The sequence below is a fragment of the Neisseria sp. HMSC31F04 genome, from assembly GCF_001807735.1.
Taxonomy (GTDB): domain Bacteria; phylum Pseudomonadota; class Gammaproteobacteria; order Burkholderiales; family Neisseriaceae; genus Neisseria; species Neisseria elongata.
Genome location: NZ_KV790824.1, coordinates 1 through 23,328, shown reverse-complemented (window position 1 = coordinate 23,328; position 23,328 = coordinate 1). Strand labels below are relative to the sequence as shown.

The following is a 23,328-nucleotide window of genomic DNA, read 5'->3' as shown; positions in this document are numbered from 1 at the left end:
CCGTTTGACGGAATGTCGGGTTTTCAGACGGCCTTTTGATATTTAACGGCTGCCGTTTAATTTTTCGGGCGGCTGTCGAGGATGTTAATGACTTTGCGCGGTTTGGCGAGGCTGATGCTGTCTTCGTCTTCCCCACTGTCGAAACGGGCGGGCAGGGTTTCGCTGTCAAAGGCCAAATCGCCGCCGTGCTTGAGGTTTTGGCCGCGTTTCAAGCCGGCGAAATCGAAAAGTTCGGTATCGGCGAGGTGTGAAGGGACGACGTTTTGCAGGGCGGAGAACATGGATTCGATACGGCCGGGGAAGCGTTTGTCCCAATCGCGCATCATGTCGCCGATGACTTGGCGTTGCAGGTTGGGCTGCGAGCCGCAGAGGTTGCACGGGATAATCGGGAATTGTTTCAGTTCGGCGTATTTAATCAAATCTTTTTCTTTCACATACGCCAGCGGGCGGATGACGATGTGTTCGCCGTTATCGCTCACCAGCTTGGGCGGCATGGCTTTGAGTTTGCCGCCGTAAAACATGTTTAAAAACAAGGTGGCGAGGATGTCGTCGCGGTGGTGTCCCAAGGCGATTTTGGTGCAGCCTAATTCTTTTGCCGTGCGGTAGAGGATGCCGCGGCGCAGGCGGCTGCATAATGAACAAGTCGTTTTGCCTTCGTCCAATACGCGTTTGACGGTGGAGTAGGTATCTTCTTCGACGATTTTGTACGGCACACCTATGCTTTCAAGATAGGTCGGCAGCACTTCTTCGGGGAAACCGGGCTGCTTTTGGTCGAGATTGACGGCAACCAGTTCGAAATCAATCGGCGCGCTGGCTTGGAGCTGGCGCAGGATGTCTAATAGGGCGTAGCTGTCTTTGCCGCCGGAGAGGCAGACCATGATTTTGTCGCCCGGCTCAATCATGTTGAAATCGTTAATCGCGTCGCCGACAGCGTGGCGCAGGCGTTTTTGCAGTTTGTTTGCTTCGTGTTCGTGTTTCGGTTTGTTGGACATTGTCTGTATTTCGGCTTGTTTTCGGTTGGGGCGCGATTATAGCGGAAACGCCCCGCTTTGAGGCCGTCTGAAAAGGATGCGGCAACTATCGGGCGGAAGGACGGCTTTCAGACGGCCTTTTGCGGTACAATGCGGCCTTTATTTTTTCCGGAAACCGCAAACAAACGATGATTTCTTTAGAAACATGGATAGGCCTGCGCTATTTGCGGGCGAAAAAACGCAGCGGCTTTATGTCGTTTATCGGCATTATTTCCATCATCGGCATCGCCATCGGCGTGATGGCGCTGATTGTGGTTCTGTCGGTGGTAAACGGCTTTCAGAAAGACGTGCGCAGCCAATTGTTCAGCGTCGCACCGCATGCCGAAATCGGCTTTTACGATACGGAAAACGGCGGCAGCTGGCAGGATTTGCGCAAAATGGTGGCGGGCAATAAGGACGTGCTCGGCTCCGCCCCCTATATCGCCGACCAGGCGCTTTTGGCCAACAACGGCGTGGTGCGCGGCGTGCAGGTGCGCGGCATAGACCCGCAAGAAGAGAAGCAGGTCGTCGATTATTGGAAGAAAATGACGGCCGGCAAATTTGAAGATTTGAAACCGGGCGAGTTCGACATCATCCTCGGCCAGGAATTGGCCAACGAACTGGGCGCGGAAGTGGGCGGCAAGGTAACGGTGATTACGCCCGAAGGCAACGTTACGCCCGCCGGCGTGGTGCCGAGGCTGAAGCAGTTCAACGTAGTGGGCGTGGTGAAGACCGGCCTCTACGAATTGGACAATACGCTGACGCTGACCCATATCGAAGACGCACGGACGCTCTACCGCTTTGAAGGCGGTTTTGCCGGCCTGCGTCTGAAACTGGCCGATCCGCAAAACGCACCGGCCGTCGTGCCCAAGCTCCTGCCGGCCGATGCGGCCGACCGCGTGTGGGCGCGCGATTGGACGTTCAGCAACCAATCGTATTTCAATGCCGTGGAATTGGAAAAGAAAATGCTGTTCGTCGTGATGTTCTTCATCAGCCTGGTGGCGTCGATCAACCTGATTTCCACCCTGATTATGACCGTTACCGAAAAGCAGTCGGCAATCGCCATTTTACGCACGCAGGGTATGCCGCCTTCGGGCATCATGAAGATATTTTTTGTCCAAGGCACGCTGCTGGGTTTAATCGGCACGGCCATCGGCACCGTACTCGGCCTGTTGCTGGCGGTGAATATCGGCGACATCCTGAAATGGGTGGAAAACCTGCAGGGGCGCAAGTTGATCGAATCAAAAGTATATTTCCTCGACTATCTGCCCTCGCACGTCCTTTGGAGCGACGTGGCGGCGGTTGTCGCCATTTCCCTCGGCCTGTCGCTGCTGGTAACGCTTTATCCGAGCTGGCGTGCGGCGAGAACCGAACCTGCGGAGGCTTTGCGTTATGAGTAACACCATATTGGCTTGCGAGGCCGTCTGTAAAAATTATTACGACGGACAACTGAACGTTCAGGTGTTGGACAACCTGACCCTGCAGGTGGACAAAGGCCGAAGTATAGGCATCGTCGGCGCGTCGGGCAGCGGAAAATCCACCCTGCTGCACATCTTGGGCGGGCTGGACAAACCGACTTCCGGCCGTGTTTCCTTGATGGGGCAGGACTTGTCCCAGTTGAGTCAGAAGCAATTGAGCGGGCTGAGAAACCAATATCTCGGCTTCGTTTATCAGTTCCACCACCTGCTGCCCGAATTTTCCGCCTTGGAAAACGTGATGATGCCCCTTCTAATCGGCAAACGCCCGAAAGAACAGGCGCGGGAACGGGCGTTGCTGATGCTGGAAAAAGTCGGCCTGAAAAACCGCGTGCTGCACCGGCCGGGCGAACTTTCGGGCGGCGAACGCCAACGCGCCGCCATCGCCCGCGCGCTGGTTACCGACCCGGCCTGCCTGCTGGCCGACGAGCCGACCGGCAACCTCGACCGCAAAAACGCCCTCAACATCCTCGACATGATGATGGAACTGAAGCAGGAACTCGGCACCGCACTGGTGGTGGTCACTCACGACGACGAAATGGCCGCCCGTTTCGACCGCGTATTGAACATGACCGACGGCGCGCTGTCGGACTGAACCGGCAAGCCCCAGGCCGTCTGAAAACGAACTTTCCGTCCGGCAAAGGCGTTTTCAGACGGCCTCAATGCTTGAAACTGTCCCTGAACAGGCGCAAAATGCGCTCTTTACCGAACTTCACATTGGAATCAGAATATGAATGGTGAACTCCATCCGGAAACCTTGGCCATCCGGGGCGCGAAAGAGCAAACCGGCTACAACGAACACAACCAGGCACTGTTTATCACCAGCAGCTTCATGTTTGACAGCGCAGCCGACGGAGCAGCACTCTTCAAAGGTGAGAAGGCCGGCTTTACCTACAGCCGCACCGCCAATCCCACCACCGCCGCCTTCGCCAAACGCATCGCCATTTTGGAAGGCGGCGAGGCGGCCGTGGCCACTTCCACCGGCATGGCCGCCATCAATGCCGCCCTGCTGACCTTCCTCAGCGCGGGCGACCACCTGATTTGCAGCCGCAGCCTGTTCGGCACCACCATGGGCCTGCTGAACAACCACATCGCCCGCTTCGGCATCGAAATCAGCTTTGTTTCGCAAACCGATTTGGACGAATGGCGCGCCGCCGTGCGCCCGAACACCAAAATGCTGTTCCTCGAAACCCCGTCCAACCCGCTCAACGAAGTGGCCGATTTGGAACAGCTGGCCGACATCGCCCATCAGGCGGGCGCGCTGCTGGTGGTGGACAACAGCTTCCTGACCCCGATTTTGCAGCAGCCGCTGAAATTCGGCGCAGACTTGTCGGTACACTCCGCCACCAAGGCGATAGACGGGCAGGGCAGGGTGCAGGGCGGCGTGGTGGTCGGACGCACCGAACTGATGCAGCAGGTACAGGTTTACATGAACGCCTGCGGCATGTCGATGGCGCCGTTTCATGCCTGGGTACTGCTCAGCGGCGTGGAAACCCTGCCGCTGCGTATCGCACAGCAATGTGCCAATGCCGAAAAAATCGCCGGATGGCTGCGGCGGCAGCCGCAGATCGAGCGCGTTTACCATTCCGGCTTCGCCGACCACCCGCAGGCCGAATTGGTGAAAAAACAGCAGTCCGGAGGCGGCATCGTCTTGGCGTTTGAAGTCCGGGGCGGGCAGGAAGCCGCATGGAAACTGCTCGACAGCGTTAAAATCTTCTCCAAAACCGCCAACTTGGGCGACGTGCGCTCCACCATCACGCACCCGTGGACGACCACCCACGGCAAAATGCAGCCCGAAGCGAAATACGCCGCAGGCATCCGCGAAGGCCTGCTGCGCATCTCCGTCGGCCTGGAACACGCCGACGACCTGATTGCCGATTTGGCGCAGGCAATGGCATAAGCCGTTTTCAGACGGCCTCTTTAGGAGGCCGTCTGAAAAACAAACGGGCGGCAAACCGGAAAGAATGTCCCCAAGCCCTCCGTCCGGCGGCCACGCAACGAAACAAACACAAAACATCAAAAGGAAAAGCGCATGACTGAAGCACAATTCTCCGCATGGGCCATGAAAATCGGCCTCACCGTACTCGTCATCTTCCTCGGCTTCATCGTTTACGACCTCGGCAAAAAATCGAATGCGGGCAAGTTCGGCATGTTCATCCTGTTCTTCGTCCTCGGGCTGGGCGTATTCGGTTTCCTGTTCAAAGAGCTGTTAATCGGCTTTTTGATGAAAAAATAATTTTCAGACGGCCTGAGGAATACCGCCCATGCTGCCCTATCTGCTCAAACGCCTGCTTTTGCTGATTCCCACCCTGCTCGGCATACTCGCGCTCACCTTCCTGATTATCCAATTCGTGCCCGGCGGGCCGGTGGAACAGCTGATGGCGGAACTTTCCGGCAGCGGTGCGGCGGCGGAAGCGGCATCGGGCGGCGGCAGCGCGGCAGGCCGCACGCGCCTGAGTGCCGACGACATCGCCGCCCTCAACGCCCTCTACGGTTTCGACAAACCGCCGCTGACCCGCTTCGGCGAAATGCTGGCGCGTTTTGCCCGCTTCGACCTCGGCAACAGCTTCTTCCACCACGAAACCGTGGCCGAACTCATCCGCCAGAAGCTGCCCGTTTCCATGAGCCTCGGCCTGTGGACCTTCTTCCTCACCTACCTCATCTGCATCCCGTTGGGCATCATGAAAGCCGTGCGCGACGGCAGCCGCTTCGATACCCTGACCGGCCTCGTCATCCTCGTCGGCTACACCATCCCGCCCTTCGTGCTCGGCCTGTTGCTGCTGGTGTTGTTCGGCGGCGGCAGCTTCTTCGCCTGGTTTCCGCAAGGCGGGCTGACGGGCGACAACTGGGACCAACTCTCCACTGCGGGAAAAATCGCCGACTACCTTTGGCACATCGCCCTGCCCGTTACCGCATCCGTTGCCGGCAGCCTGGCCGTTACCACCGTTTTAACCAAAAACGTCTTCCTCGAAGAAATCCGCCGCCAATACGTCTATACCGCCCGCGCCAAAGGCCTGCCCGAACGGAAAATCCTGTTCAAACACATCTTCCGCAACGCCATGATTCCGCTGATTACCGGCTTTCCGGCCGCCTTCATCGGTGCGTTTTTCACCGGCAGCCTGCTGATTGAAACCCTGTTTTCCCTCGACGGGCTCGGACTGTTGTCCTACGAAGCGGTACTCAAACGCGACTACCCAGTCGTGATGGGCACGCTCTACGTCTTCACCCTGATGGGCCTGACCGCCCGCCTGCTGACCGATTTGTCCTACGCCTGGGCCGATCCGCGCATCCATTTCGGCAGCGGCCGCTGAATCTGCATTCAGGCCGTCTGAAAGCCGTTTTTCAGACGGCCGCCATCCCATCCCGATGCCCCGAAACACTACATTTCGCTATATAATGCCGCCTTTTCCCGAACGGCGGACACATGAAAACCGTAGAAAAAAACATATTGGTGGCACACAGTGCGCAGCAAATGTTCGAGCTGGTGGACAAAGTCGAAGACTACCCCGAATTTTTGCCGTGGTACGGCAAGACCGAAGTCATCTCGCGCGAAGGCGACGAACTCAAAGCCCGCCTGTATATGGACTATAAAGGCGTGAAACAATCCTTCGCCACCCACAACCGCAACATCCCCGGCCGCGAAATCCGCATGGAACTGCTGGAAGGCCCGTTCAAAACCCTACGCGGACGGTGGCATTTCATCGATTTGGGCGGCGACTGCTGCAAAATCGAATTCCGCCTCGAATATGATTTTGCCAACCCCATGCTTTCCGCCCTGATCAGCCCCGTTTTCAGCCACTTGGCCGGCCGGCTGGTGGAATCCTTCATCGCCGAAGCGGACAAACGCTATGATTGACATCGAAGTCGCCTACGGCACGGATAAAAAACAGTTTTTGCAGCAACTGGCCGTCGAGGAAGGCACAACCGCCCGCAAAGCCGTTTTGCAAAGCGGCCTGTCCGCCGCCTTTCCCGAAGCCGATTTGCACGCGCCGCTGGGGATTTTCGGCAAACAGGTCGCCGACGATACCGTTTTGCGTCAACACGACAGGGTGGAACTCTACCGCCCGCTGCTGATTGACCCCAAAGAAGCCCGCCGCCGCCGCGTGTCCGACGGCGGCCGCAACAAAATCAAACGATAACCCGAATATGAGCATCAAACTAATCGTCGGCCTGGGCAACCCGGGCACAGAATACGAACACACCCGCCACAACGCGGGCTTTTGGTTTTTAGACGAACTCGCCTGGCAGTGGAAGGCTGCGTGGAAGCACGAAAAAAAATACTTCGGCCACACCGCACGCGTCAGCCGCCCCGAAGGCGAAGTCTGGCTTTTGAAACCCGACACCTACATGAACCTCTCCGGCAAAGCCGTCGCCGCTTTGGCGCAGTTTTATAAAATCCGGCCGGAGGAAATCCTCGTCGCCCACGACGAACTCGACATCCCCTGCGGCCAAATCCGCTTCAAGCTCGGCGGCGGCAACGGCGGGCACAACGGTTTGAAAGACATACAGGCCAAATTCGGCACGCCGGACTTCTACCGCCTGCGCCTCGGCATCGGCCACCCCGGCGACCGCAATCTGGTCGTCGGCTATGTGTTGAACAAGCCGAGTGCCGAAGACCGCGCCCTGATAGACAAGGCAATCGAAAAATCGCTGCAAGGCCTGCCGCTGATTATGGCGGGCGACCGCGAAGCCGCCACCCGCTTCCTGCATGCGAAATAACAGGGAGGCCGTCTGAAAGTAGTTTCAGACGGCCTCTGTCTTGTACGGCGGGCTGATTATTCGTTGATGGCCGATTCGCTTGTATCGCCGATACGGAATCTGCCGTTAGCCGTCATTCCCGCGCAGGCGGGAATCCGCGTAGGTCCGAACGGAAGTTTGTCGGACAAAAAAAGTGTTCGATTGAGTTGCCCCGGATGCCTGTGCAGTTTGTGTAAGCTAATGCCGATAATGGGTTGGCACCCTCTCTATTCCCTGTATGCCGAATAACTTGAAGGCCGTCTGAAAAAACAGTTTCAGATTGTGTTTTCATACGGCGTTCGACCATAGCGGGGCGTTCAAGGTAAACGGCGTATCGGCGTAATCGTTCAGGCCTTCGAACTCAAACAGGTATTCCCCTTTCACCATCAGGGTCAGCGCGGTTCGGTTGCGGTTGGGGAGGAAGGACAGGCTTCGGATGATGACGGGATGGTGTTTGCCGCCCAAATACAGGCTGCCGTCCAAAGAACATTCGGGCTCGGGCGCGCCTTCGTCGGCAAAACCGTTTTCAATTTCGCCGAAGGTACGTTGCAGGCCGGCCAAGTCGCGCGGATAGGGCGAGGGCAGCACGTTGTATAAATCGATGTTCAGGGAAGTTTCGGTAGTTTCACCGTCCCAAACGAATGGGCGGAAGCAGATGCAGAGGCTTAAATGGCCTTCTGCAGCCGATAAAAAGGCATTCGAGGGGCTGAGGCGTTTGACGGGGAAAAGATTGCGGTTTTCCATGATGGATTGTGTTGTGCGCGGATTGTTTGAAGGAGGCGGCATGGCGGTGCCGCCTGTTTGTCCGATGTTTCGGCCGTTTATTCCAGCCACTTCACGATTTCGTCAATCGGCTTGCGGCTGCGCGGCGAGATATCGCGTGCGCGGTAGCCGAAGGTAACCATCACCGACACGCCCCATTCCTGCGGGTCGAATGCGCCGGCTTCGGCCAAAATGCGGTTCACTTCTTCATAATCGAAACCCTCTATCGGGCAGGAGTCGATGCCGATCATTGCCGCACCGCTCATCATGTTGCCCAAGGCGATGTAGGTCTGCTTGCAGCACCAGTCGAAAAGTGCGCGCTCGTCATCGGCGGTTTTCATGTCGTGCTTTTGGAATTTTTCGTAAACCGCCAAAGCACGCTGCATTCCTTCTTCGTCCAAGCCGCGCTTTTCCAGGCCTGCACGCAGGAAGGCGGAGTCCCAGCGGGCGTTTTTCTTCGCCAGTATCACCACCAAATGGCTGCAGTCGTCCACTTGCGAGGCCATGCCCCAGCTCACCGGTTTCAGACGGCCTCTCAGCTCGGCGTTCTGTACCACCAAAAACTGCCACGGTTCCGAACCGATGGAGCTTGGCGAGAGCCGCGCCAATTCCAGAATATAGGCAAAATCGTCCGGTGAGATTTTTTTGGACGGGTCGTAGGCACGGGTGGCGCGGCGGTGGCGGAATGCGTCCAAAACCTGCTGTTTGTCGATATTAAACATCTTCGTTTCCTTATTCGGTTGGATAGTGGGGGGATTATACGCGAACCCTGCAAAGCAGGCCGTCTGAAACTGTTTTTCAGACGGCCTTTGTGCTATCCTGCCGCGTTATGGCCGCCCGAATGTTGCCAATCATGCGGCAGGCCGTCTGAAAGAAAAAAACAAACTCAAAGGAACGCAAAATGACCGTAATCAAACAGGAAGACTTTATCCAAAGCATCGCCGATGCCTTCCAATTCATCAGCTACTACCATCCCGTCGATTACATCAAAGCCCTGAGCAAGGCTTGGGAGAAAGAAGAGAATCCTGCCGCCAAAGACGCGATGACGCAGATTCTGGTAAACAGCCGCATGTGTGCCGAAGGCCACCGCCCCATCTGCCAAGACACAGGCATCGCCACCGTCTTTTTGAAGGTCGGCATGAACGTGCAATGGGACGCGCAAATGAGCGTTCAGGAAATGGTAAACGAGGGCGTGCGCCGCGCCTACACCAATCCCGACAACAAACTGCGCGCATCCGTTTTGGCCGATCCGGCTGGCAAACGCCAAAACACCAAAGACAATACCCCCGCCGTCGTCCACATGGAAATCGTGGCGGGCGATAAAATCGAAGTAACCTGCGCGGCCAAAGGCGGCGGTTCGGAAAACAAATCCAAAATGGCCATGCTCAACCCGTCCGACAGCATCGTCGATTGGGTCTTGAAAACCGTGCCGACCATGGGCGCGGGCTGGTGTCCGCCGGGCATTTTGGGTATCGGTATCGGCGGCACGCCCGAAAAAGCCGCACTGTTGGCCAAAGAATCCCTGATGAGCCACATCGACATCCACGAATTGCAGGAAAAAGCCGCATCTGGCGCGGAACTCTCCATCGTCGAAGCCCTGCGCCTGGAACTCTTTGAAAAAGTAAACGCCTTGGGCATAGGCGCGCAAGGCTTGGGCGGCCTGACCACCGTGCTGGACGTGAAAATCCTCGATTATCCGACCCACGCCGCGTCCAAACCCGTGGCCATGATTCCGAACTGCGCCGCCACCCGCCACGTCGAATTCGAACTGGACGGCAGCGGCCCCGCCGTGCTCACCCCGCCGACCATCGAAGACTGGCCGGACATCACCTACAACCCGAAAAACGGCCGCCGCGTCGATGTGGACAAGCTGACCAAAGAAGAAGTGGCCACATGGAAAATGGGCGACGTGCTGCTCTTGAACGGCAAAATCTACACCGGCCGCGATGCCGCCCACAAACGCATGACCGATATGCTGGACAAAGGCGAAAAACTGCCTGTGGACTTGTCGGGCAAACTGATTTACTACGTCGGCCCGGTCGATCCCGTGCGCGATGAAGTGGTCGGCCCCGCCGGCCCTACCACCGCCACCCGAATGGACAAATTCACCCGTCAGATGCTCGAACAAACCGGCCTTTTGGGCATGATAGGCAAATCCGAACGCGGCGCGGCGGCCTGTCAGGCGATTGCCGACAACAAAGCCGTGTACCTGATGGCGGTCGGCGGTTCAGCCTATCTGGTGGCCAAAGCCATCAAGCAGGCCAAAGTCGTCGCCTTCGCCGATTTGGGCATGGAAGCGATTTACGAGTTTGAAGTGAAAGACATGCCGGTAACGGTGGCGGTAGATGCGGCAGGACAATCCGTCCATGCCGTTGCGCCGAAACAATGGCAGGCCAAAATCGGCATCATTCCGGTAGAAGCCTAAACGGTAATAAACCAATCAGGCCGTCTGAAAACCTTGTTATCGGTTTTCAGACGGCCTGATTGATATGGGTGGATTGAAAGATAAGGATTGTTCCGGCTGAGTCAGGCATCAATTGAATGTTAAAAAACCGGAACGGTATTGTACCGTTCCGGTTTTTAATGAGGCGCACAAATTATTTACGCAGACCCAGACGGGTAATCAGTTCGCGGTAGGTGTCGGGTTTGGTGCGGCGCAGGTAGCCCAACAGGCGGCGGCGCGCGCTGACCATTTTCAACAGGCCGCGACGGCTGTGGTGGTCTTTAGGGTTGGCTTTGAAGTGCGGGGTCAGGTCGTTGATGCGGAAGGTCAGCAGTGCTACCTGTACTTCAGACGAACCGGTATCGCCTTCTTTGCGTTGGAAATCTTTAACGATTTGTGCTTTTTGTTCTACGGACAGTGCCATAATTGAAAAACTCCAAAAAATAAAGCCTTGCGGCAGACAAGTTTGCCTAGCCTGAACCGGGCAAACTCCGAATCCGTCCTTCCGGGCAGGCCGAACGGACGAGGCGGCATTATGCCATAAGCTTCCGGCGTGCGCACGTTTTTTTAGGACATTGTACGCGGAACCATATTGGTGTCGGTTTTCAGACGGCCTACGGGTTTTGCCGGGCCGGGTTGGATTAAGCCTGTTTGGTATCCATCAGGCGAAGGGCTTTCAGACGGCCTATTTCCGCCTGATAGTGCGCCAGTCCGATGAAGCGGCCGTTTTTGTTGTAGATGCGGAAGGGTTTGTCGTTCGGGAGGCCGTCTGAAAACTGGGGACGCTGGCCGTGTTGCAACATTTCGACGGCGCGGTCGTTCAGTTCGATTTTGGGGAGGTGCCGCACTAAAACGTCGCAGGGCAGGAGCAGGGCGTCGCGTTCGGTTTCGTTTAATTCTGTCAAGGCTTCGAGCGTGTGGCTTTCGCGGATGGAGAAACCGGCGGTTTCGGTGCGGCGCAGGGCGGTCAGGTGGGCGAATGTGCCGATGTGTTTGGCGATGTCTTCGCTGAGGGTGCGGATGTAGGTGCCTTTGCTGCAACGTACGTCGATGACGGCTTTAGGCGCGTCAAACTCGGTAATATCAATGGCGTAAATGGTGATGTCGCGCGGTTTGCGTTCGATGACGATGCCTTTGCGGGCGTATTCGTACAGCGGTTTGCCTTCGTGTTTGAGGGCGGAAAACATCGGCGGCACTTGGCGGATGTTGCCTGTCAGGGCTTGGCATGCCGTCTGAAATTCGGCTAAGGAAATATCAGTGCGGGCGGTGGCGATGATTTCGCCTTCGGCGTCGCCCGTGCTGCTGGCTTCGCCGAGTTTCAGGGTGGCGGTGTAGGCTTTGTCGGCATCCAGCAGGTATTGGGCGAACTTGGTCGCTTCGCCGAAGCAGACGGGCAAAAGTCCGGTCGCCAAAGGATCGAGCACGCCGGTATGCCCCGCTTTCTCGGCGTTGTAGAGACGGCGGGCTTTTTGCAGGGCGGTGTTGCTGGAAAGTCCTTCTGGCTTGTCGAGCAGAAGGACGCCGTTGACGGGTCGTTTGGCGGGTTTGGCGGTCATATTCGGTATGAATCCGTTTTGCGGGGGAGGTGTTTGAAAGGCCGTCTGAAAACGGTTTGCAAACTGTATTTTCAGACGGCCTCGGATTGTGCTGTTCAGACGGCCCCTCAGGGTAGGAAACGTTTGGGGGTTTTGCTGTAACAGTCTTTCGAGCCTATGCCTATGCTCCAATAGTAATTGCCTTTCGGCAGCTCCAGGGCCAGGTGTTCGGCTTCGTGCGGAAATTCTTCCATCATTTGCCGGATTTCTTCTTCATGGGTCTCGCGCCAGATGGCCGTATTGATGTTGCAGAAACGGTAGCCATAAGGTGCGTCGCCGGTGATTTTGCCGCCGGCGTTGTGTTCGGCCAATAGGGCGTACAGTTGGTCGGACGGCAGGGCGAACGGGTTGCAGCCGTAGATTTCGACGCTGTTGCCTGTTTGCAGGAAAGGGCCTTCGGGGATGTCGAAAAAATCGATGATGCCTTGGTGGTCGAAATAGATGTGGCAGTCGAGCAGGTCGTAGTAGAGGACGTGGTCGTTTTGCTGCGACGGTTCGCCCAAGAGTGTCAGGGCGTCGTTTTTATGTTGGCCGAAATTCAGACGGCCTCTGCCTGAAATTTCCAAGCCTTCCAGCGGATGGAGGATTAAATGGGCCATGTCAGTCTTCCACCGGCTTTTCCGCCGCCACTTGTTCGATCAGGTGGGAAATGCTCATGCCGCGTTCCAAGGATTGGTCGTATTGGAAATGCAGCTCCGGAATGCGGAACAGTTTGATGCGTTTGGATAATTCGCTGCGCAGGAAGCCTTTGGCGTGTTCCAATGCTTCGGCGGTGATGTCGCGGGTCGTGTCGTCCAAAACGGTATAGTAAACGGTGGCGTGGCTGTAGTCGCGGGTAACTTCCACGTCGTTGATGGTGATAAAGCCGGCGCGCGGGTCTTTCAGGCCGCGGCGCACCAGCTCGGCCAATTCGCGCATGATTTGTTCTTTTACACGGTCTTGCCTGGCATAGCCGCGATGGTTTTTGTTCATATGTCCTTCCTTTTTTATGGCATTCGGCGGCACGCGGCCGCTTTCAAATCGGGGCGCATTATAGCCCAATTGCCGTATAATGCCCGCTTTTACTCGACAGGCCGTCTGAAAAAAGAGAAATGAAGATTCTGTTTGCCGTTTTGTATCTGATCCAGTTGCTGCCGTTTTCCGTCATCGGGGCAATCGGCCGCATGATCGGTATCTTGAGCTATTATTTGGTTGCCCCGCGCCGCCGCGTCGGGCAAATCAATCTGGCCAAGTGCTTTCCCGAATGGGACGAAAAGCGGCGAACCGCTGTTTTGAAAGAGCATTTCAAACATATGGGCAGGCTGTTGGCCGAATATGGTTTGTATTGGTACGGGGATGCAGGCCGTCTGAAAAAACTGGTGCGTTATCGGGACAAGCATTTCCTCGATGACGCGCTGGCTACAGGCGAAAAAGTGATTTTGCTGTACCCGCATTTTACGGCCTTCGAATTGGCCGTATATGCGCTGAACCAAGATGTGCCGCTGATCAGCATGTATTCGCACCAGAAAAATGCGGCACTAGACGAGCAAATCCTGAAAGGCCGCCACCGCTATAATAATGTCTTCCTTATCGGCCGTAACGAAGGTTTGCGTGCGATTATCAAGCAGCTCAAAGCAAGCGATGCGCCCTTCCTTTACCTGCCCGATCAGGATTTCGGCCGCAAAGACTCAGTATTCGTACGGTTTTTCGGTATTCAGACGGCCACGATTGCCGGACTGAGCCGTATCGCGGTCTTAACGCGCGCCAAGGTCATTCCCGCCATTCCGACACGATTGCCCGACGGTACGGTGGAATTGCGCTTTTACCCGGCCTGGGATGACTTTCCCACGGATAATCCAGAAGCAGACGCGCAGACGATGAATGATTTTATCGAAGCACGGATACGCGAAATGCCGGAACAATACTATTGGTTGCACAAACGCTTCAAAACCAGGCCGGACGGAGAAGCGGAGTTTTATTGACAACGTCCGTCCGGCTACTGCGGGCCGACAAATTCGGGTACAATCACGCCCGTTCTAAAACGAGGATTTGAACGATGTGGGATAAAAAATGGGTAATCGGCAACTGGAAAATGAACGGCCGTCTGCAAAACAACAATGCGCTCGTGCATAAATTGCGCAGCATGCCCGTACAACAAAAAGTATGTATCGGCATTGCCCCGCCGACAGTGTATTTGTCCCAAGTGCACAACGCCGTGCAAATCGTGTTGAACAATACCATCCACACCTGCGCCCAAGACGTCAGCCGTTTTGCAGGAAACGGAGCTTATACAGGTGAAGTCTCGGCCGAAATGCTGAAAGATGTCGGCGTCGATGTCGTTTTAATCGGTCATTCCGAACGCAGCTTGTATTTCAACGAAAAGAATGACATCCAACGGCACAAAATCGAGAATGTCCTTGCCGTCGGCCTAACGCCATTATTGTGTGTGGGCGAAAGCTTAAAGGAACGTGAAGACGGCCGCGAAAAAGAAGCCGTTGCCTATCAGCTTTCCGTTTTGAAAGGTTTGAAAACCGACTGTTTTGCCGTCGCATACGAACCGGTATGGGCTATAGGTACGGGAAAAGTTGCCAATAAAGAACAAATTGCCGATATGCACGCATTTATTTATAGCGAAATATTGTCATTGTGTGGGAACGATGCTAAAATCCGCGTCCTTTACGGTGGTAGTGTCAATCCCGCGAACGCAGCAGATATTTTTGCCGTTCCGCATGTGGATGGTGCTTTGGTTGGAGGAGCTTCTTTAACCTACGAAGCATTTTCCGACATTATCCGGGCAGCAGAGCAAGCTTGAAATTATGGAAGCATTTAAAACACTGATTATGATCGTAAACGGTTTTGCCGGATTAAGCGTCATCCTTTTGGTATTGATGCAGCACGGCAAAGGCGCAGATGCAGGAGCCTCATTTGCCAGCGGTAGCGGTAGCGCACAAGGCGTATTTGGTTCTGCAGGTAACAGTAATTTTCTCAGCCGCAGTACGGCTATTGCAACAGTAATCTTTTTTGCAACTTGTTTGGCATTAACTTATATTTCTACCCATTCTGGCAAAAGCAAGCTGGATTTTGGAAATGTACAACAGACAATGCCTGCACATACCGCTCCATCAAATGCCCCTTCCTCTCCGGCTGGTGGAAAGTAAATTAAAAATAACGAATTATGCCGACATGGTGAAATTGGTAGACACGCTATCTTGAGGGGGTAGTGGCCTTAGGCTGTGCGAGTTCAAGTCTCGCTGTCGGCACCAACACACAAAAACGCTTAGACATTCTAAGCGTTTTTTTCATTTAACCCCGTCTAATGCCATAAACCAAATCCAATAACCACGGGGCTTGCAGGCCGATTGCCATCCTGCTTGCCCCTTCCTGATTGTCCAATCCCGCCCATTGCCGTGTAATTGAGTAAAGCGAAAAGTTGGGGTATATTTGGGGGTATCTGAAAATACCCCCGAAAACATACCCCCAAAATGCCCCTAAACGACCGCCAAATCAGGAACGCCAAGCCGACCGAAGCAGGAAAGAAAGCCAAGCTGTTTGATGGCGGCGGCCTGTATCTCGAAGTTACCCCCGCAGGCGGCAAAATCTTTCGCCTGAAATACCGCATAGTCCATGTGGAGGAAGACCGTATCAGGGCGGCATACCTTGGAACAGACTACATGAACGAACGGCACGAAATAAAGTGGTATAGCAACTATTTGTGTGAACGATGCCGCCAAGCCCTGAAGCAGATATAAAGCCCATAACTTTTTTGACCTTAACCTTTACTAAAAGGCCGCCCGATTTTTCAGGCGGATTTTTTCTGCTTGTCAATATTTGACGTGAAGATTTGATAATATAATTCAGTGCAATGCTATGTAACGCAGCATACGCGATAAAGGAAAACAGCAATGCAAAATAATCTTGGCGGAAGAATTAACAGGCTGTAAGACTTAATCGAAACTTTCCCCGAAATGTGCGCTCATCCAAGGCGGAACCATTGCCGATTTACGGGGGTATATCGAAAGTTCCGGCGGCATTGTGGTGGGTGTAACCGCCTTGATGGGTAAGCCGCACTCTGCTAGACTGGCGATTACTAAACCTACTTTAGGCCAGCTGCGCAAATCCCTCGACAAGGATTTTGAAGCGTGGTGGCAGGAGCAATTCGGCTATGACTTCTCAGAACTCACAGAATCGGAAGCACGATACATCAACAAACAGATCACCCGTTCAGGCGTTGACACCGTCCGAGATACAATCATTGCGCGAAGACTTGAAACAGTCGGTCATTCAAGTCCGTAAAATTATTGCCGATATAATGGCAAAACGCGGTGCTTAACCGATAAAGCCACTCCAAACAACGGGGTGGTTTTTTATTATCCCTTTTGGGATTTGCGGCCGTTTTAATTCCCTTGAATCGCAGGGGGTTAAAACGATTTTTTTGTTGCCCACCGTATGGATATGCGAGGGTGTTTGCGGCGGATGCCGTGTTTTATTGGAGTGTGAAAGATGAAATTGAAATTGGATGAAAACGGCCATGTAGTGGTGTCCGACGGCAAGCCGGTGTATGTGCATGACGACGGGAAGGAAATCCCTTTTGACGCGCCTGCCGCCATACAGAAAATCAGCGGCCTGAATGCCGAAGCCAAGCAGCACCGCGAAGCCAAAGAGGCGGCGGAAGCGAAGCTGAAGGCGTTTGACGGCATTGAAGACCCAGCGGCGGCCTTGAAAGCTGGATAACGGGTTTCAGACGGCCTTCCGATTTATTTGTCCACTACCTTGCCCAGCTTTTGGGGAACGGCTTTTTCTGCGTGACAGGCGCAAACTCAAACGCTTTCTTGCGCGCATTCCATTGCAGCGGTCGCAGACAGTTTTCGTATTCGGCATTGACCTTATTGCGCGTGTTTTGCCCGCATAAACTGCCGCGTACCCCCAAATACAGCCTGTCGCCAATGATTCCCGCACCGACTGCAGCCTCAACAAACACTTCTTTAGCCGTTCCGTTCGGCTGTCCTGCAAATACCGTTACCGGCCAACCGCCCGATCCGCCTAAGTCCATGCCGCCTACGCATGAGGCTTTGCTGGCATCGTAAATATAATCGGGGTAAGTGTCGCCGTTTAAATCGGCAGTCTGCACGGCATTGCGGTAGGAATAGCGGCCACCGCTTTTGCGGCAGATCTGTGCGTCTGCGTTGATTTCTTTCATTACGGCGGCAGGTAATTTAGTGGCTTTCGGGGCAGCGGCGGCAAATTGCACACTCAGCATCAATGCGGCTGCAATCATCAGTTTTTTCATATTTCTCCGTTCTTGGCTGCAATGGCGGCAAACAGTTTGTTTGTGTTGCTTGCTTTAAAAACGAGCCGTTTGAATTTATTTGTTTTCAGACGGCCATACGGTTTACAACTTCACCGAATGCTCGCGCGTTTCGTGGAACACAATGTCCGGCCAGCGTTCTTGCGTGAGTCCCAAATTCACGCGGTTGGGGGCGAGGTAGGCGAGGTTGCCGCCTGCGTCGATGGAGAGGTTGCCCGCGTTGGCTCTTTCAAACTCCGCCAGCTTTTTCTTGTCTTCGCACGATACCCAGCGCGCCGACCAGATGGATGCGCTGTCGAACACGGCTTCCACGCCGTATTCGTTAGCGAGGCGCGAGGTAACGACTTCAAACTGCAACACGCCGACCGCGCCCAAAATCAAATCCGCGCCGCTCATGGGTTTGAAGACTTGAACCGCGCCTTCTTCGCCCAGTTGTTGCAAACCTTTTTGCAGTTGCTTGATTTTCAGCGGGTTTTTGATGCGGACGCTGCGGAACAGTTCGGGCGCGAAGAAGGGGATGCCGGTGAACGCCAGTTGTTCGCCTTCGGAGAAGCTGTCGCCGATTTGGATGTTGCCGTGGTTCGGGATGCCGATGATGTCGCCTGCGTAGGCTTCTTCTACCAGCTCGCGGTCGTGCGACATGAATGTAACTACGCTGGAGGCGGCGATTTCACGGTTGATGCGCAGGTGTTTCATCTTCATGCCGCGTTCGAATTTACCGGAGCAGACGCGCAAGAAGGCGATGCGGTCGCGATGTTTCGGGTCCATATTGGCTTGTATTTTAAAGATAAATCCGGAAAATTTCGGCTCGTCCGGCTCGACCATGCGCACGGTCGCGTCGCGCGGTTTCGGCGCGGGCGCCCAGTCGATCAATGAATTGAGGATTTCCTGAATACCGAAGTTGTTAATCGCCGAGCCGAAGAACACGGGTGTGAGTTCGCCGGCGAGAAATTCGTCGAGATTGAACTCGTTGGAAGCCGCCTGCACCAATTCGATTTCGTCGCGCAGCTGCTGGATTTCCAACGGAAAACGTTGTTCTAATTCGGGATTGTCGATGCCTTTGATGATGTCGAACTCGTGCGGCAGACGTTCGCCGCCTGCGTCGAAGAGATAGATTTCGTCGTTCAGGATGTGGTACACGCCCTTGAAGTTTTTGCCCATGCCGATCGGCCAAGTAACGGGTGCGCAGCGGATTTTTAAAATATTTTCCACTTCGTCCAGCAATTCCAAAGAGTCGCGCACTTCGCGGTCGTATTTGTTCATGAACGTGACAATCGGCGTGTTGCGCAGGCGGCAGACGTTCAAGAGTTTGATGGTTTGCGCTTCCACGCCTTTTGCCGCGTCGATGACCATCAAGGCGCTGTCCACGGCGGTTAAAACGCGGTAGGTGTCTTCGGAGAAGTCTTGGTGTCCTGGCGTGTCCAAGAGGTTGACGGTGTGGTCTTTGTAGTCGAACTGCATCACGCTTGACGCCACGGAAATGCCGCGCTGCTTCTCGATTTCCATCCAGTCGGAGGTGGCGAATTTGCCGGTTTTCTTGCCTTTTACCGTACCCGCGCTCTGAATCGCGCCTGAAAACAGTAAGAGTTTTTCGGTCAGCGTGGTTTTACCCGCGTCGGGGTGGGAGATGATGGCAAACGTGCGGCGGCGGCGCACTTGGTCGAGGATTTCTTGGGACATGGGGTTCTCGTGTCGGTTTGGCGTTTTCAGACGGCCTGAAACGCGTGAAAAGTAAAACGGCGGATTTTAACAGGTTTTGACACATAAAGGCCGTCTGAAAAACCAACCAAGCGGTTTTCAGACGGCTTTTTGTTGTTTGCGATTAGAAGTTGTTTTTCAATTCGCGCAATACGGCAAAGGTTTCTTTGCTGTCGGAAACCGCGCGTCCGGCCAGTTCGGCGGTGCGGCGGCGGACGGCCGGGTTGTCGGTACGCAGGAACGGATTGACCGCTTTTTCGTGAGCCAGGCTCACCGGCAGCGTGGGCGTTCGGCGTGCCGCTTCGGCTGCCGCACGGATGGCCGGATTGTCCGGTTCGATGTGGGCGGCAAAGGCCAGATTCGCCGCCGTGTATTCGTGTGCGGGGTAGAACAGGGTGTCGTCGGGCAGGGCTTTGAAGCGGTCGAACGAGGCGGCCAGGTCGGCTGCCGTTCCGGTAAACACGCGGCCGCAGCCTGCGCTGAACAAGGTGTCGCCGCAGAAAACATGCAGTCTGCCGCCGTATTCGAACAGATAGGCCAGATGGGTGTCGGTGTGCCCCGGCACTTGCCAAACTTCCGCCCGGCAGCCGCCGAAGTTGAGATGCGCGCCTTCCGAGATAGGGTGTGTGGCGGCGGCAATGTCGCGGTTGCCGTAGATTTCGCAGTCGGGAAAACGGCTTTTCAGGCCGGCGATGCCGCCGGTGTGGTCGTGGTGGTGGTGGGTAATCCAGATTTGCGTCAGTTCCGTTTTGGTTTGTCCGAGGTAATCGAGTACGGGTTCGGCATCGCCCGGATCGATGCAGACGGCTTGGAGGCCGTCTGAAAGCAGCCAGATGTAGTTGTCGCCCAAAGCGGGAATGGCGGTGATTGATAGGGTTTGGCGGGTAGGCGGTTGAATAGCGTCGGTCATTTTTTAGTCTCTTCCGAAATATTTTCTTTAGGCGGAACGGGGGCAAACCAGCCCACCAAAAGCAGCAGCAGGCCGACGGCGATGAACGATACGATGCGGGCGATGCCGCCGCTGTTGCCCAGTTCGACCAAAAACAGTTTGACGACCACTACCGCCATCAGCGTGGCACCTGTCAGCCAGCGGCTGCGTCTGCCGCTGCGGTTGCCGCCCACCATCAGCACGATGGCCGTTACCGCCCATACCACAGACAGGCTGGCCTGCAGGCCGAAAGAGGCCAAAAGGTAATCCAGCCGCCAGCGGATGCCGTCGAAGAAATGCCACAGGCGCATCACGCCCGCGCTCAATACGATAAAGGCCAGTCCGTTCAAAAGCGCGGCATATTGGCGTTTTGCCGTCCCGCTCCAGCCGCCTGATGCGGCGATGCGTTCGAACCCGCGCCAGCCCAGCCACAGCAGTCCGACGGAAGCCAGTTCCAATGGATTGAGCAGCGGCAGGTAGGGCAGCGGGGCAGGGCGGTGCGGCGCGGAAATATTGACCCACAGCAGCCATCCGGCCGCGAACAGCGCGCACATAATGCCGCCGAATTTCAGATAGGCGGCAGGATGCCGTCTGAAAAGGGCGGGCTGTTTCGGCGAGGCCAGCAGCAGCCAAAATGCCAGCGGTACGGCCAGCCACACCACCTGCAGCCACACGCCGTCGAGCCAAAGTGCGCCGACCGTGCCGGAAAAATGCGTCCAAGCGGCGGCGAAGAGCAGCAGGGAAATGCCGTGCAACCAGTCGGCGGCAGATTGTTCCAACGGCTGTACTTTCAGCAGATACCAATGGACGGCCGTTGCCGCAGCCAGACAGAATGCGGCATAGAGCGGCGTTTCGCTGTAAGCGGCCGCGCCGGGATAGCCGGTGAAGGTCAGGAGGCTGAAGAAAAGCAGGATAAAGAGGGGCGGCCGCCAGTTTAAGCGCGAGCAGGCAAGGGCAAACGGCAGCAGCCATACGGCGGACAACAGCCATACGGTACTCGTGCCGTAAGCTTCCAGCGGCCGCAATACCTCCTGCCAACCGGTATGGGCGGGCAGCAGGGAAATGGTGAACAACAGGCCGCCTGCGCACAATGCCGGTACGGAAGTTTTGTTTCCGTTCTGCCATTTCGGACGGCCGGTGGCAAAAGAGGCGGCAAACAGTAAAACGGCCTGCAACAGCCATGCAGCTGTCTTATTGGGCCAACCGTCCGACATATTGATGCTGAAGAAAATCAAGGTCAGGCCGCACAACAGCGCGGCGGCAGTAAATACCGGCTGCCTTTTTCGGTATTGGCACGCCGCCCACAGTAAGGCTAAAGCGGAGTAGGCAACCGACAACTTCCCATCTTCGGACAACAACAGCATCGGCAGCAGCGAAGCATAAAGTACGGCGAAAGCCAAAGAGGCCGTCTGAAAACCGCGTTCCCACGCGGCAGAACCTTCGCAACGCCATTTTTGCCAACAGGCATAAAGCAGGCCGCCGCCTGCCGCCGTAAATAAAGTGTCCACCCAAGAGCCGGACAAAAGCGTATCGGCAGCCGGGCTGTAACCGCCCAACTGACACACCGCCGCCGACAAATAAACCGACAAAGCGGCGAAACGCAGGTGCGGCAGCCGTCCGCGCAGGCCGAAAAAGTATAGCAGCACCGCTTCCAGCGACCACAATGAAACCGTGTCGCCGCGATTGAAAAACAGCGGTACGGCCGCCGTGGCAAACAACAAAGCGCAGGCAGTAAACGCCTGCCGCAACACCGCCAACTCCGAACTGCCGCGCAGCACCAGCGCGGCCGCGCCGTAAACGGCGGCAAACAATACGGCAGACCAGCCCGAACCGTGCGTCAGGTGCGCGGTGATGCCGCACTGTAAAGCGAAAGCGGCGGTCATTGTGCCGAACAGCAAGGTGTGGTCGAGTATGTGCACGCGGATTCCGTGTTTGGCGATATGGCCGATAATGTCCCCCAGCGGCGCATTGTCCGCCAACGGCGGCAGCGCATCGCCCCCGCCCTCCGACAACCGGCGGCGGGCGAATAAGCAGGCAATCAATGTATAAAGCAGCCAGTGGTAAATCAAAAACGGCTCGGTCGTGGAGAAATGCCCCGGCGTATACGACTTGAGGCCCCAAAACAGGGCGATACAGAACGTACAGACAAAACCGGTCAGGTTCAGCGGCCGCCAGGCCTTAAACCGGGCAATCGCCGCAATACCCGTATTGAGCAGCGCGAGATAGGAGAACAGCACCAGATAATTGCCGCTGCCGTCGGACACCAAAATCGGTGCGGCCATCCCGCCGATGACCGCGGCCTGAGCCATTATTTGGGCATCCTGCCGCACCGCCATCACGGCCATCGCCGCCACCAGTACCACCATCGCGGCAAACACTGCGGGCGCGGGCAGCAGGGGGTGCAGCTTCAAAGCCGCCAGCGAGGTCAGGTACATCACCGCCACGCCGAAACCCTGCAGAATCAGGCCGTATTCGCGCCGCCGGCTTTGCAGCTTCCAGCCCGCAACCACAGCGGCCAAACCGCCGCCCGCCACCGACAGATAACGCAGTCCGATTGGGATATGGACGCGTTCGGAAGCGTAACGCAGCAAAAAGGCCAAGCCGAGGAACAGCACCACGATGCCTGTTTTCAACAACAAATTGCCGCCTGTCAAACGGGTAAGCAAAGAGCCGCCCCCGTCGGTTGCCGCCTCTTTTTCAGACGGCATCGGAGCATAATAGGCAGGCCGGGCGGCCGCCTGCCCTTGTTCGGCTTCAACAAAGGAGGCCGTCTGAAAACGATCTGCCGAATCGCTTTCAGACGGCCTGTTTTCTACTGCCGCGGCCTCTTCGGCCTGCAAATGCATCTGCTGCAAACGGCTGATGCGAGCGGCCTGCGGTTTTTCGGTTTCGTTTGCCGCGTATATCGGGGAAACGGCCGCCGCCGCTTCCAATGCCGGTTCGGCCGCAGACGGCATCGGCATGGCACCGGATATGACTGAAGGATGGGATTCCTCTTCCTGCGCGGTTGGCAAAACATTTTCAGACGGCCTCGACAGCTGCAATTCCAGCGCATGCACCCGTCTTTGCAGATCGGCTATCTCGGCCTTCAGCTGTTCGTTTTCCGCCGACGGCTTACCTTGGATTTTGATAATGCCATACCACAGCGCAAGGCCGATGATGAAACCGGACACGGGATAACCCATCCATCCGCCGATAATCACGGATACGACAAATACCACATACTGCATCGCTGCATCCTTCCGACAATACATTTATTTCCCGGAGATTCTAACAGGCCGTCTGAAAGCTGTCCAAATGCCCAAAACTGCCGCCAAAATGCTTTTCAGACGGTCTTCATCCTGCAATAGACAGGATTTATATACCGAGACCTTTGCAAAATCCCCCCCAAATCCC

26 protein-coding genes and 1 tRNA gene are annotated in these 23,328 nt (G+C 55.8%); 16 read left to right on the top strand and 11 right to left on the bottom strand.

All coding sequences use genetic code 11. The features are described 5' to 3' along the window. Positions 1 to 56: 56 nt before the first annotated feature. On the bottom strand, positions 57 to 992 hold the full coding sequence (ttcA, locus tag HMPREF3107_RS09530) for a tRNA 2-thiocytidine(32) synthetase TtcA (protein ID WP_070455107.1): 936 nt from the start codon (positions 990 to 992) through the stop codon (positions 57 to 59). Positions 993 to 1,159: 167 nt separating this feature from the next. Here ttcA and HMPREF3107_RS09525 point away from each other — a divergent pair, with 167 nt between their 5' ends. The 8 genes from HMPREF3107_RS09525 to pth all read left to right on the top strand — a co-directional run bounded on the left by HMPREF3107_RS09525 (position 1,160) and on the right by pth (position 7,204). Then, positions 1,160 to 2,410 carry a lipoprotein-releasing ABC transporter permease subunit gene (locus tag HMPREF3107_RS09525; protein ID WP_070455119.1) on the top strand — a complete coding sequence of 417 codons (1,251 nt, stop codon included), beginning with the start codon at positions 1,160 to 1,162 and terminating at the stop codon, positions 2,408 to 2,410. Continuing rightward, entirely contained in the window at positions 2,403 to 3,080 is a 678-nt protein-coding gene (gene lolD / locus HMPREF3107_RS09520; protein ID WP_070455106.1) for a lipoprotein-releasing ABC transporter ATP-binding protein LolD, read from the top strand. The genes HMPREF3107_RS09525 and lolD overlap by 8 nt, the downstream gene beginning before the upstream one ends. A gap of 135 nt (positions 3,081 to 3,215) precedes the next feature. Beyond that, positions 3,216 to 4,385, top strand: a complete 1,170-nt coding sequence (metZ, locus tag HMPREF3107_RS09515) for an O-succinylhomoserine sulfhydrylase (RefSeq protein WP_070455105.1) — start codon at positions 3,216 to 3,218, stop codon at positions 4,383 to 4,385. A 132-nt stretch (positions 4,386 to 4,517) separates the two neighbouring features. Continuing rightward, complete coding sequence (locus HMPREF3107_RS09510; RefSeq protein WP_070455104.1) at positions 4,518 to 4,721, top strand: DUF2788 domain-containing protein; 204 nt, start codon at positions 4,518 to 4,520, stop codon at positions 4,719 to 4,721. A gap of 28 nt (positions 4,722 to 4,749) precedes the next feature. Beyond that, positions 4,750 to 5,796 carry an ABC transporter permease subunit gene (locus HMPREF3107_RS09505; protein ID WP_070455103.1) on the top strand — a complete coding sequence of 349 codons (1,047 nt, stop codon included), beginning with the start codon at positions 4,750 to 4,752 and terminating at the stop codon, positions 5,794 to 5,796. A 113-nt stretch (positions 5,797 to 5,909) separates the two neighbouring features. Beyond that, entirely contained in the window at positions 5,910 to 6,341 is a 432-nt protein-coding gene (locus HMPREF3107_RS09500) for a type II toxin-antitoxin system RatA family toxin (RefSeq protein WP_049248782.1), read from the top strand. Next, positions 6,334 to 6,624, top strand: a complete 291-nt coding sequence (locus HMPREF3107_RS09495; protein ID WP_070455102.1) for an RnfH family protein — start codon at positions 6,334 to 6,336, stop codon at positions 6,622 to 6,624. The genes HMPREF3107_RS09500 and HMPREF3107_RS09495 overlap by 8 nt, the downstream gene beginning before the upstream one ends. A 7-nt stretch (positions 6,625 to 6,631) precedes the next feature. Continuing rightward, a complete protein-coding gene (pth, locus tag HMPREF3107_RS09490; protein WP_070455101.1) occupies positions 6,632 to 7,204 on the top strand; it encodes an aminoacyl-tRNA hydrolase in 573 nt (190 codons plus the stop codon). A gap of 306 nt (positions 7,205 to 7,510) precedes the next feature. Here the strand turns inward: pth and HMPREF3107_RS12410 are convergent, their stop codons facing one another. Both HMPREF3107_RS12410 and HMPREF3107_RS09480 read right to left on the bottom strand, forming a co-directional pair. Then, on the bottom strand, positions 7,511 to 8,008 hold the full coding sequence (locus tag HMPREF3107_RS12410; protein ID WP_210391420.1) for a hypothetical protein: 498 nt from the start codon (positions 8,006 to 8,008) through the stop codon (positions 7,511 to 7,513). 35 nt (positions 8,009 to 8,043) lie between these two features. After that, complete coding sequence (locus tag HMPREF3107_RS09480) at positions 8,044 to 8,706, bottom strand: NAD(P)H-dependent oxidoreductase (RefSeq protein WP_003775519.1); 663 nt, start codon at positions 8,704 to 8,706, stop codon at positions 8,044 to 8,046. 179 nt (positions 8,707 to 8,885) lie between these two features. On the opposite strand from HMPREF3107_RS09480, the gene HMPREF3107_RS09475 reads away from it, so the two are divergent. Continuing rightward, positions 8,886 to 10,409 carry a fumarate hydratase gene (locus HMPREF3107_RS09475; protein ID WP_070455100.1) on the top strand — a complete coding sequence of 508 codons (1,524 nt, stop codon included), beginning with the start codon at positions 8,886 to 8,888 and terminating at the stop codon, positions 10,407 to 10,409. A 172-nt stretch (positions 10,410 to 10,581) separates the two neighbouring features. Here the strand turns inward: HMPREF3107_RS09475 and rpsO are convergent, their stop codons facing one another. The 4 genes from rpsO to rbfA all read right to left on the bottom strand — a co-directional run bounded on the left by rpsO (position 10,582) and on the right by rbfA (position 12,994). Beyond that, a complete protein-coding gene (gene rpsO, locus HMPREF3107_RS09470; RefSeq protein ID WP_003775527.1) occupies positions 10,582 to 10,851 on the bottom strand; it encodes a 30S ribosomal protein S15 in 270 nt (89 codons plus the stop codon). A 217-nt stretch (positions 10,852 to 11,068) separates the two neighbouring features. Beyond that, a complete protein-coding gene (truB, locus tag HMPREF3107_RS09465) occupies positions 11,069 to 11,983 on the bottom strand; it encodes a tRNA pseudouridine(55) synthase TruB (RefSeq protein ID WP_070455099.1) in 915 nt (304 codons plus the stop codon). A 107-nt stretch (positions 11,984 to 12,090) separates the two neighbouring features. Beyond that, positions 12,091 to 12,621 carry a hypothetical protein gene (locus HMPREF3107_RS09460; RefSeq protein ID WP_070455098.1) on the bottom strand — a complete coding sequence of 177 codons (531 nt, stop codon included), beginning with the start codon at positions 12,619 to 12,621 and terminating at the stop codon, positions 12,091 to 12,093. Position 12,622: 1 nt separating this feature from the next. After that, a complete protein-coding gene (rbfA, locus tag HMPREF3107_RS09455) occupies positions 12,623 to 12,994 on the bottom strand; it encodes a 30S ribosome-binding factor RbfA (protein WP_070455097.1) in 372 nt (123 codons plus the stop codon). Positions 12,995 to 13,113: 119 nt separating this feature from the next. Between rbfA and HMPREF3107_RS09450 the strand changes: the two genes are divergently transcribed. The 7 genes from HMPREF3107_RS09450 to HMPREF3107_RS09425 all read left to right on the top strand — a co-directional run bounded on the left by HMPREF3107_RS09450 (position 13,114) and on the right by HMPREF3107_RS09425 (position 16,732). Continuing rightward, complete coding sequence (locus tag HMPREF3107_RS09450) at positions 13,114 to 13,983, top strand: lipid A biosynthesis lauroyl acyltransferase (RefSeq protein ID WP_070455096.1); 870 nt, start codon at positions 13,114 to 13,116, stop codon at positions 13,981 to 13,983. 74 nt (positions 13,984 to 14,057) lie between these two features. Then, a complete protein-coding gene (gene tpiA / locus HMPREF3107_RS09445; protein ID WP_049252642.1) occupies positions 14,058 to 14,813 on the top strand; it encodes a triose-phosphate isomerase in 756 nt (251 codons plus the stop codon). A gap of 4 nt (positions 14,814 to 14,817) precedes the next feature. Further along, the gene (gene secG, locus HMPREF3107_RS11610) at positions 14,818 to 15,159 is read left to right on the top strand and encodes a preprotein translocase subunit SecG (RefSeq protein ID WP_049248771.1); all 342 of its coding nucleotides are present in this window, start codon (positions 14,818 to 14,820) and stop codon (positions 15,157 to 15,159) included. A 19-nt stretch (positions 15,160 to 15,178) separates the two neighbouring features. Next, positions 15,179 to 15,264: transfer RNA gene (locus HMPREF3107_RS09440), tRNA-Leu, on the top strand. Positions 15,265 to 15,483: 219 nt separating this feature from the next. Beyond that, the gene (locus HMPREF3107_RS12715; RefSeq protein ID WP_083284669.1) at positions 15,484 to 15,750 is read left to right on the top strand and encodes an Arm DNA-binding domain-containing protein; all 267 of its coding nucleotides are present in this window, start codon (positions 15,484 to 15,486) and stop codon (positions 15,748 to 15,750) included. 286 nt (positions 15,751 to 16,036) lie between these two features. After that, on the top strand, positions 16,037 to 16,294 hold the full coding sequence (locus tag HMPREF3107_RS09430) for a hypothetical protein (RefSeq protein ID WP_141742871.1): 258 nt from the start codon (positions 16,037 to 16,039) through the stop codon (positions 16,292 to 16,294). A 207-nt stretch (positions 16,295 to 16,501) separates the two neighbouring features. After that, on the top strand, positions 16,502 to 16,732 hold the full coding sequence (locus HMPREF3107_RS09425) for a hypothetical protein (RefSeq protein ID WP_070455094.1): 231 nt from the start codon (positions 16,502 to 16,504) through the stop codon (positions 16,730 to 16,732). A 34-nt stretch (positions 16,733 to 16,766) separates the two neighbouring features. Here HMPREF3107_RS09425 and HMPREF3107_RS09420 read toward each other — a convergent pair whose 3' ends face one another. From HMPREF3107_RS09420 to HMPREF3107_RS09405, 4 genes are all read right to left on the bottom strand, one after another. Beyond that, complete coding sequence (locus HMPREF3107_RS09420) at positions 16,767 to 17,288, bottom strand: hypothetical protein (protein ID WP_070455093.1); 522 nt, start codon at positions 17,286 to 17,288, stop codon at positions 16,767 to 16,769. 102 nt (positions 17,289 to 17,390) lie between these two features. Further along, the gene (locus HMPREF3107_RS09415; RefSeq protein ID WP_070455092.1) at positions 17,391 to 18,986 is read right to left on the bottom strand and encodes a peptide chain release factor 3; all 1,596 of its coding nucleotides are present in this window, start codon (positions 18,984 to 18,986) and stop codon (positions 17,391 to 17,393) included. A gap of 142 nt (positions 18,987 to 19,128) precedes the next feature. Next, positions 19,129 to 19,914: a hydroxyacylglutathione hydrolase gene (gene gloB, locus HMPREF3107_RS09410; protein WP_070455091.1), complete on the bottom strand. Its 786-nt coding sequence runs from the start codon at positions 19,912 to 19,914 to the stop codon at positions 19,129 to 19,131. Continuing rightward, positions 19,911 to 23,162 (bottom strand): DUF2339 domain-containing protein, encoded by a 3,252-nt coding sequence (locus HMPREF3107_RS09405; RefSeq protein WP_070455090.1) that lies wholly within the window; start codon positions 23,160 to 23,162, stop codon positions 19,911 to 19,913. Before HMPREF3107_RS09405 ends, gloB begins: the two co-directional genes overlap by 4 nt. Positions 23,163 to 23,328 lie beyond the last annotated feature (166 nt).

Bases quoted from the DNA above. Each gene is read 5' to 3' on its own strand.
- ttcA (WP_070455107.1), bottom strand. From the start codon at position 992: ATGTCCAACAAACCGAAACACGAACACGAAGCAAACAAACTGCAAAAA.
- HMPREF3107_RS09525 (WP_070455119.1), top strand. From the start codon at position 1,160: ATGATTTCTTTAGAAACATGGATAGGCCTGCGCTATTTGCGGGCGAAA.
- lolD (WP_070455106.1), top strand. From the start codon at position 2,403: ATGAGTAACACCATATTGGCTTGCGAGGCCGTCTGTAAAAATTATTAC.
- metZ (WP_070455105.1), top strand. From the start codon at position 3,216: ATGAATGGTGAACTCCATCCGGAAACCTTGGCCATCCGGGGCGCGAAA.
- HMPREF3107_RS09510 (WP_070455104.1), top strand. From the start codon at position 4,518: ATGACTGAAGCACAATTCTCCGCATGGGCCATGAAAATCGGCCTCACC.
- HMPREF3107_RS09505 (WP_070455103.1), top strand. From the start codon at position 4,750: ATGCTGCCCTATCTGCTCAAACGCCTGCTTTTGCTGATTCCCACCCTG.
- HMPREF3107_RS09500 (WP_049248782.1), top strand. From the start codon at position 5,910: ATGAAAACCGTAGAAAAAAACATATTGGTGGCACACAGTGCGCAGCAA.
- HMPREF3107_RS09495 (WP_070455102.1), top strand. From the start codon at position 6,334: ATGATTGACATCGAAGTCGCCTACGGCACGGATAAAAAACAGTTTTTG.
- pth (WP_070455101.1), top strand. From the start codon at position 6,632: ATGAGCATCAAACTAATCGTCGGCCTGGGCAACCCGGGCACAGAATAC.
- HMPREF3107_RS12410 (WP_210391420.1), bottom strand. From the start codon at position 8,008: ATGCCGCCTCCTTCAAACAATCCGCGCACAACACAATCCATCATGGAA.
- HMPREF3107_RS09480 (WP_003775519.1), bottom strand. From the start codon at position 8,706: ATGTTTAATATCGACAAACAGCAGGTTTTGGACGCATTCCGCCACCGC.
- HMPREF3107_RS09475 (WP_070455100.1), top strand. From the start codon at position 8,886: ATGACCGTAATCAAACAGGAAGACTTTATCCAAAGCATCGCCGATGCC.
- rpsO (WP_003775527.1), bottom strand. From the start codon at position 10,851: ATGGCACTGTCCGTAGAACAAAAAGCACAAATCGTTAAAGATTTCCAA.
- truB (WP_070455099.1), bottom strand. From the start codon at position 11,983: ATGACCGCCAAACCCGCCAAACGACCCGTCAACGGCGTCCTTCTGCTC.
- HMPREF3107_RS09460 (WP_070455098.1), bottom strand. From the start codon at position 12,621: ATGGCCCATTTAATCCTCCATCCGCTGGAAGGCTTGGAAATTTCAGGC.
- rbfA (WP_070455097.1), bottom strand. From the start codon at position 12,994: ATGAACAAAAACCATCGCGGCTATGCCAGGCAAGACCGTGTAAAAGAA.
- HMPREF3107_RS09450 (WP_070455096.1), top strand. From the start codon at position 13,114: ATGAAGATTCTGTTTGCCGTTTTGTATCTGATCCAGTTGCTGCCGTTT.
- tpiA (WP_049252642.1), top strand. From the start codon at position 14,058: ATGTGGGATAAAAAATGGGTAATCGGCAACTGGAAAATGAACGGCCGT.
- secG (WP_049248771.1), top strand. From the start codon at position 14,818: ATGGAAGCATTTAAAACACTGATTATGATCGTAAACGGTTTTGCCGGA.
- HMPREF3107_RS12715 (WP_083284669.1), top strand. From the start codon at position 15,484: ATGCCCCTAAACGACCGCCAAATCAGGAACGCCAAGCCGACCGAAGCA.
- HMPREF3107_RS09425 (WP_070455094.1), top strand. From the start codon at position 16,502: ATGAAATTGAAATTGGATGAAAACGGCCATGTAGTGGTGTCCGACGGC.
- HMPREF3107_RS09420 (WP_070455093.1), bottom strand. From the start codon at position 17,288: ATGAAAAAACTGATGATTGCAGCCGCATTGATGCTGAGTGTGCAATTT.
- HMPREF3107_RS09415 (WP_070455092.1), bottom strand. From the start codon at position 18,986: ATGTCCCAAGAAATCCTCGACCAAGTGCGCCGCCGCCGCACGTTTGCC.
- gloB (WP_070455091.1), bottom strand. From the start codon at position 19,914: ATGACCGACGCTATTCAACCGCCTACCCGCCAAACCCTATCAATCACC.
- HMPREF3107_RS09405 (WP_070455090.1), bottom strand. From the start codon at position 23,162: ATGCAGTATGTGGTATTTGTCGTATCCGTGATTATCGGCGGATGGATG.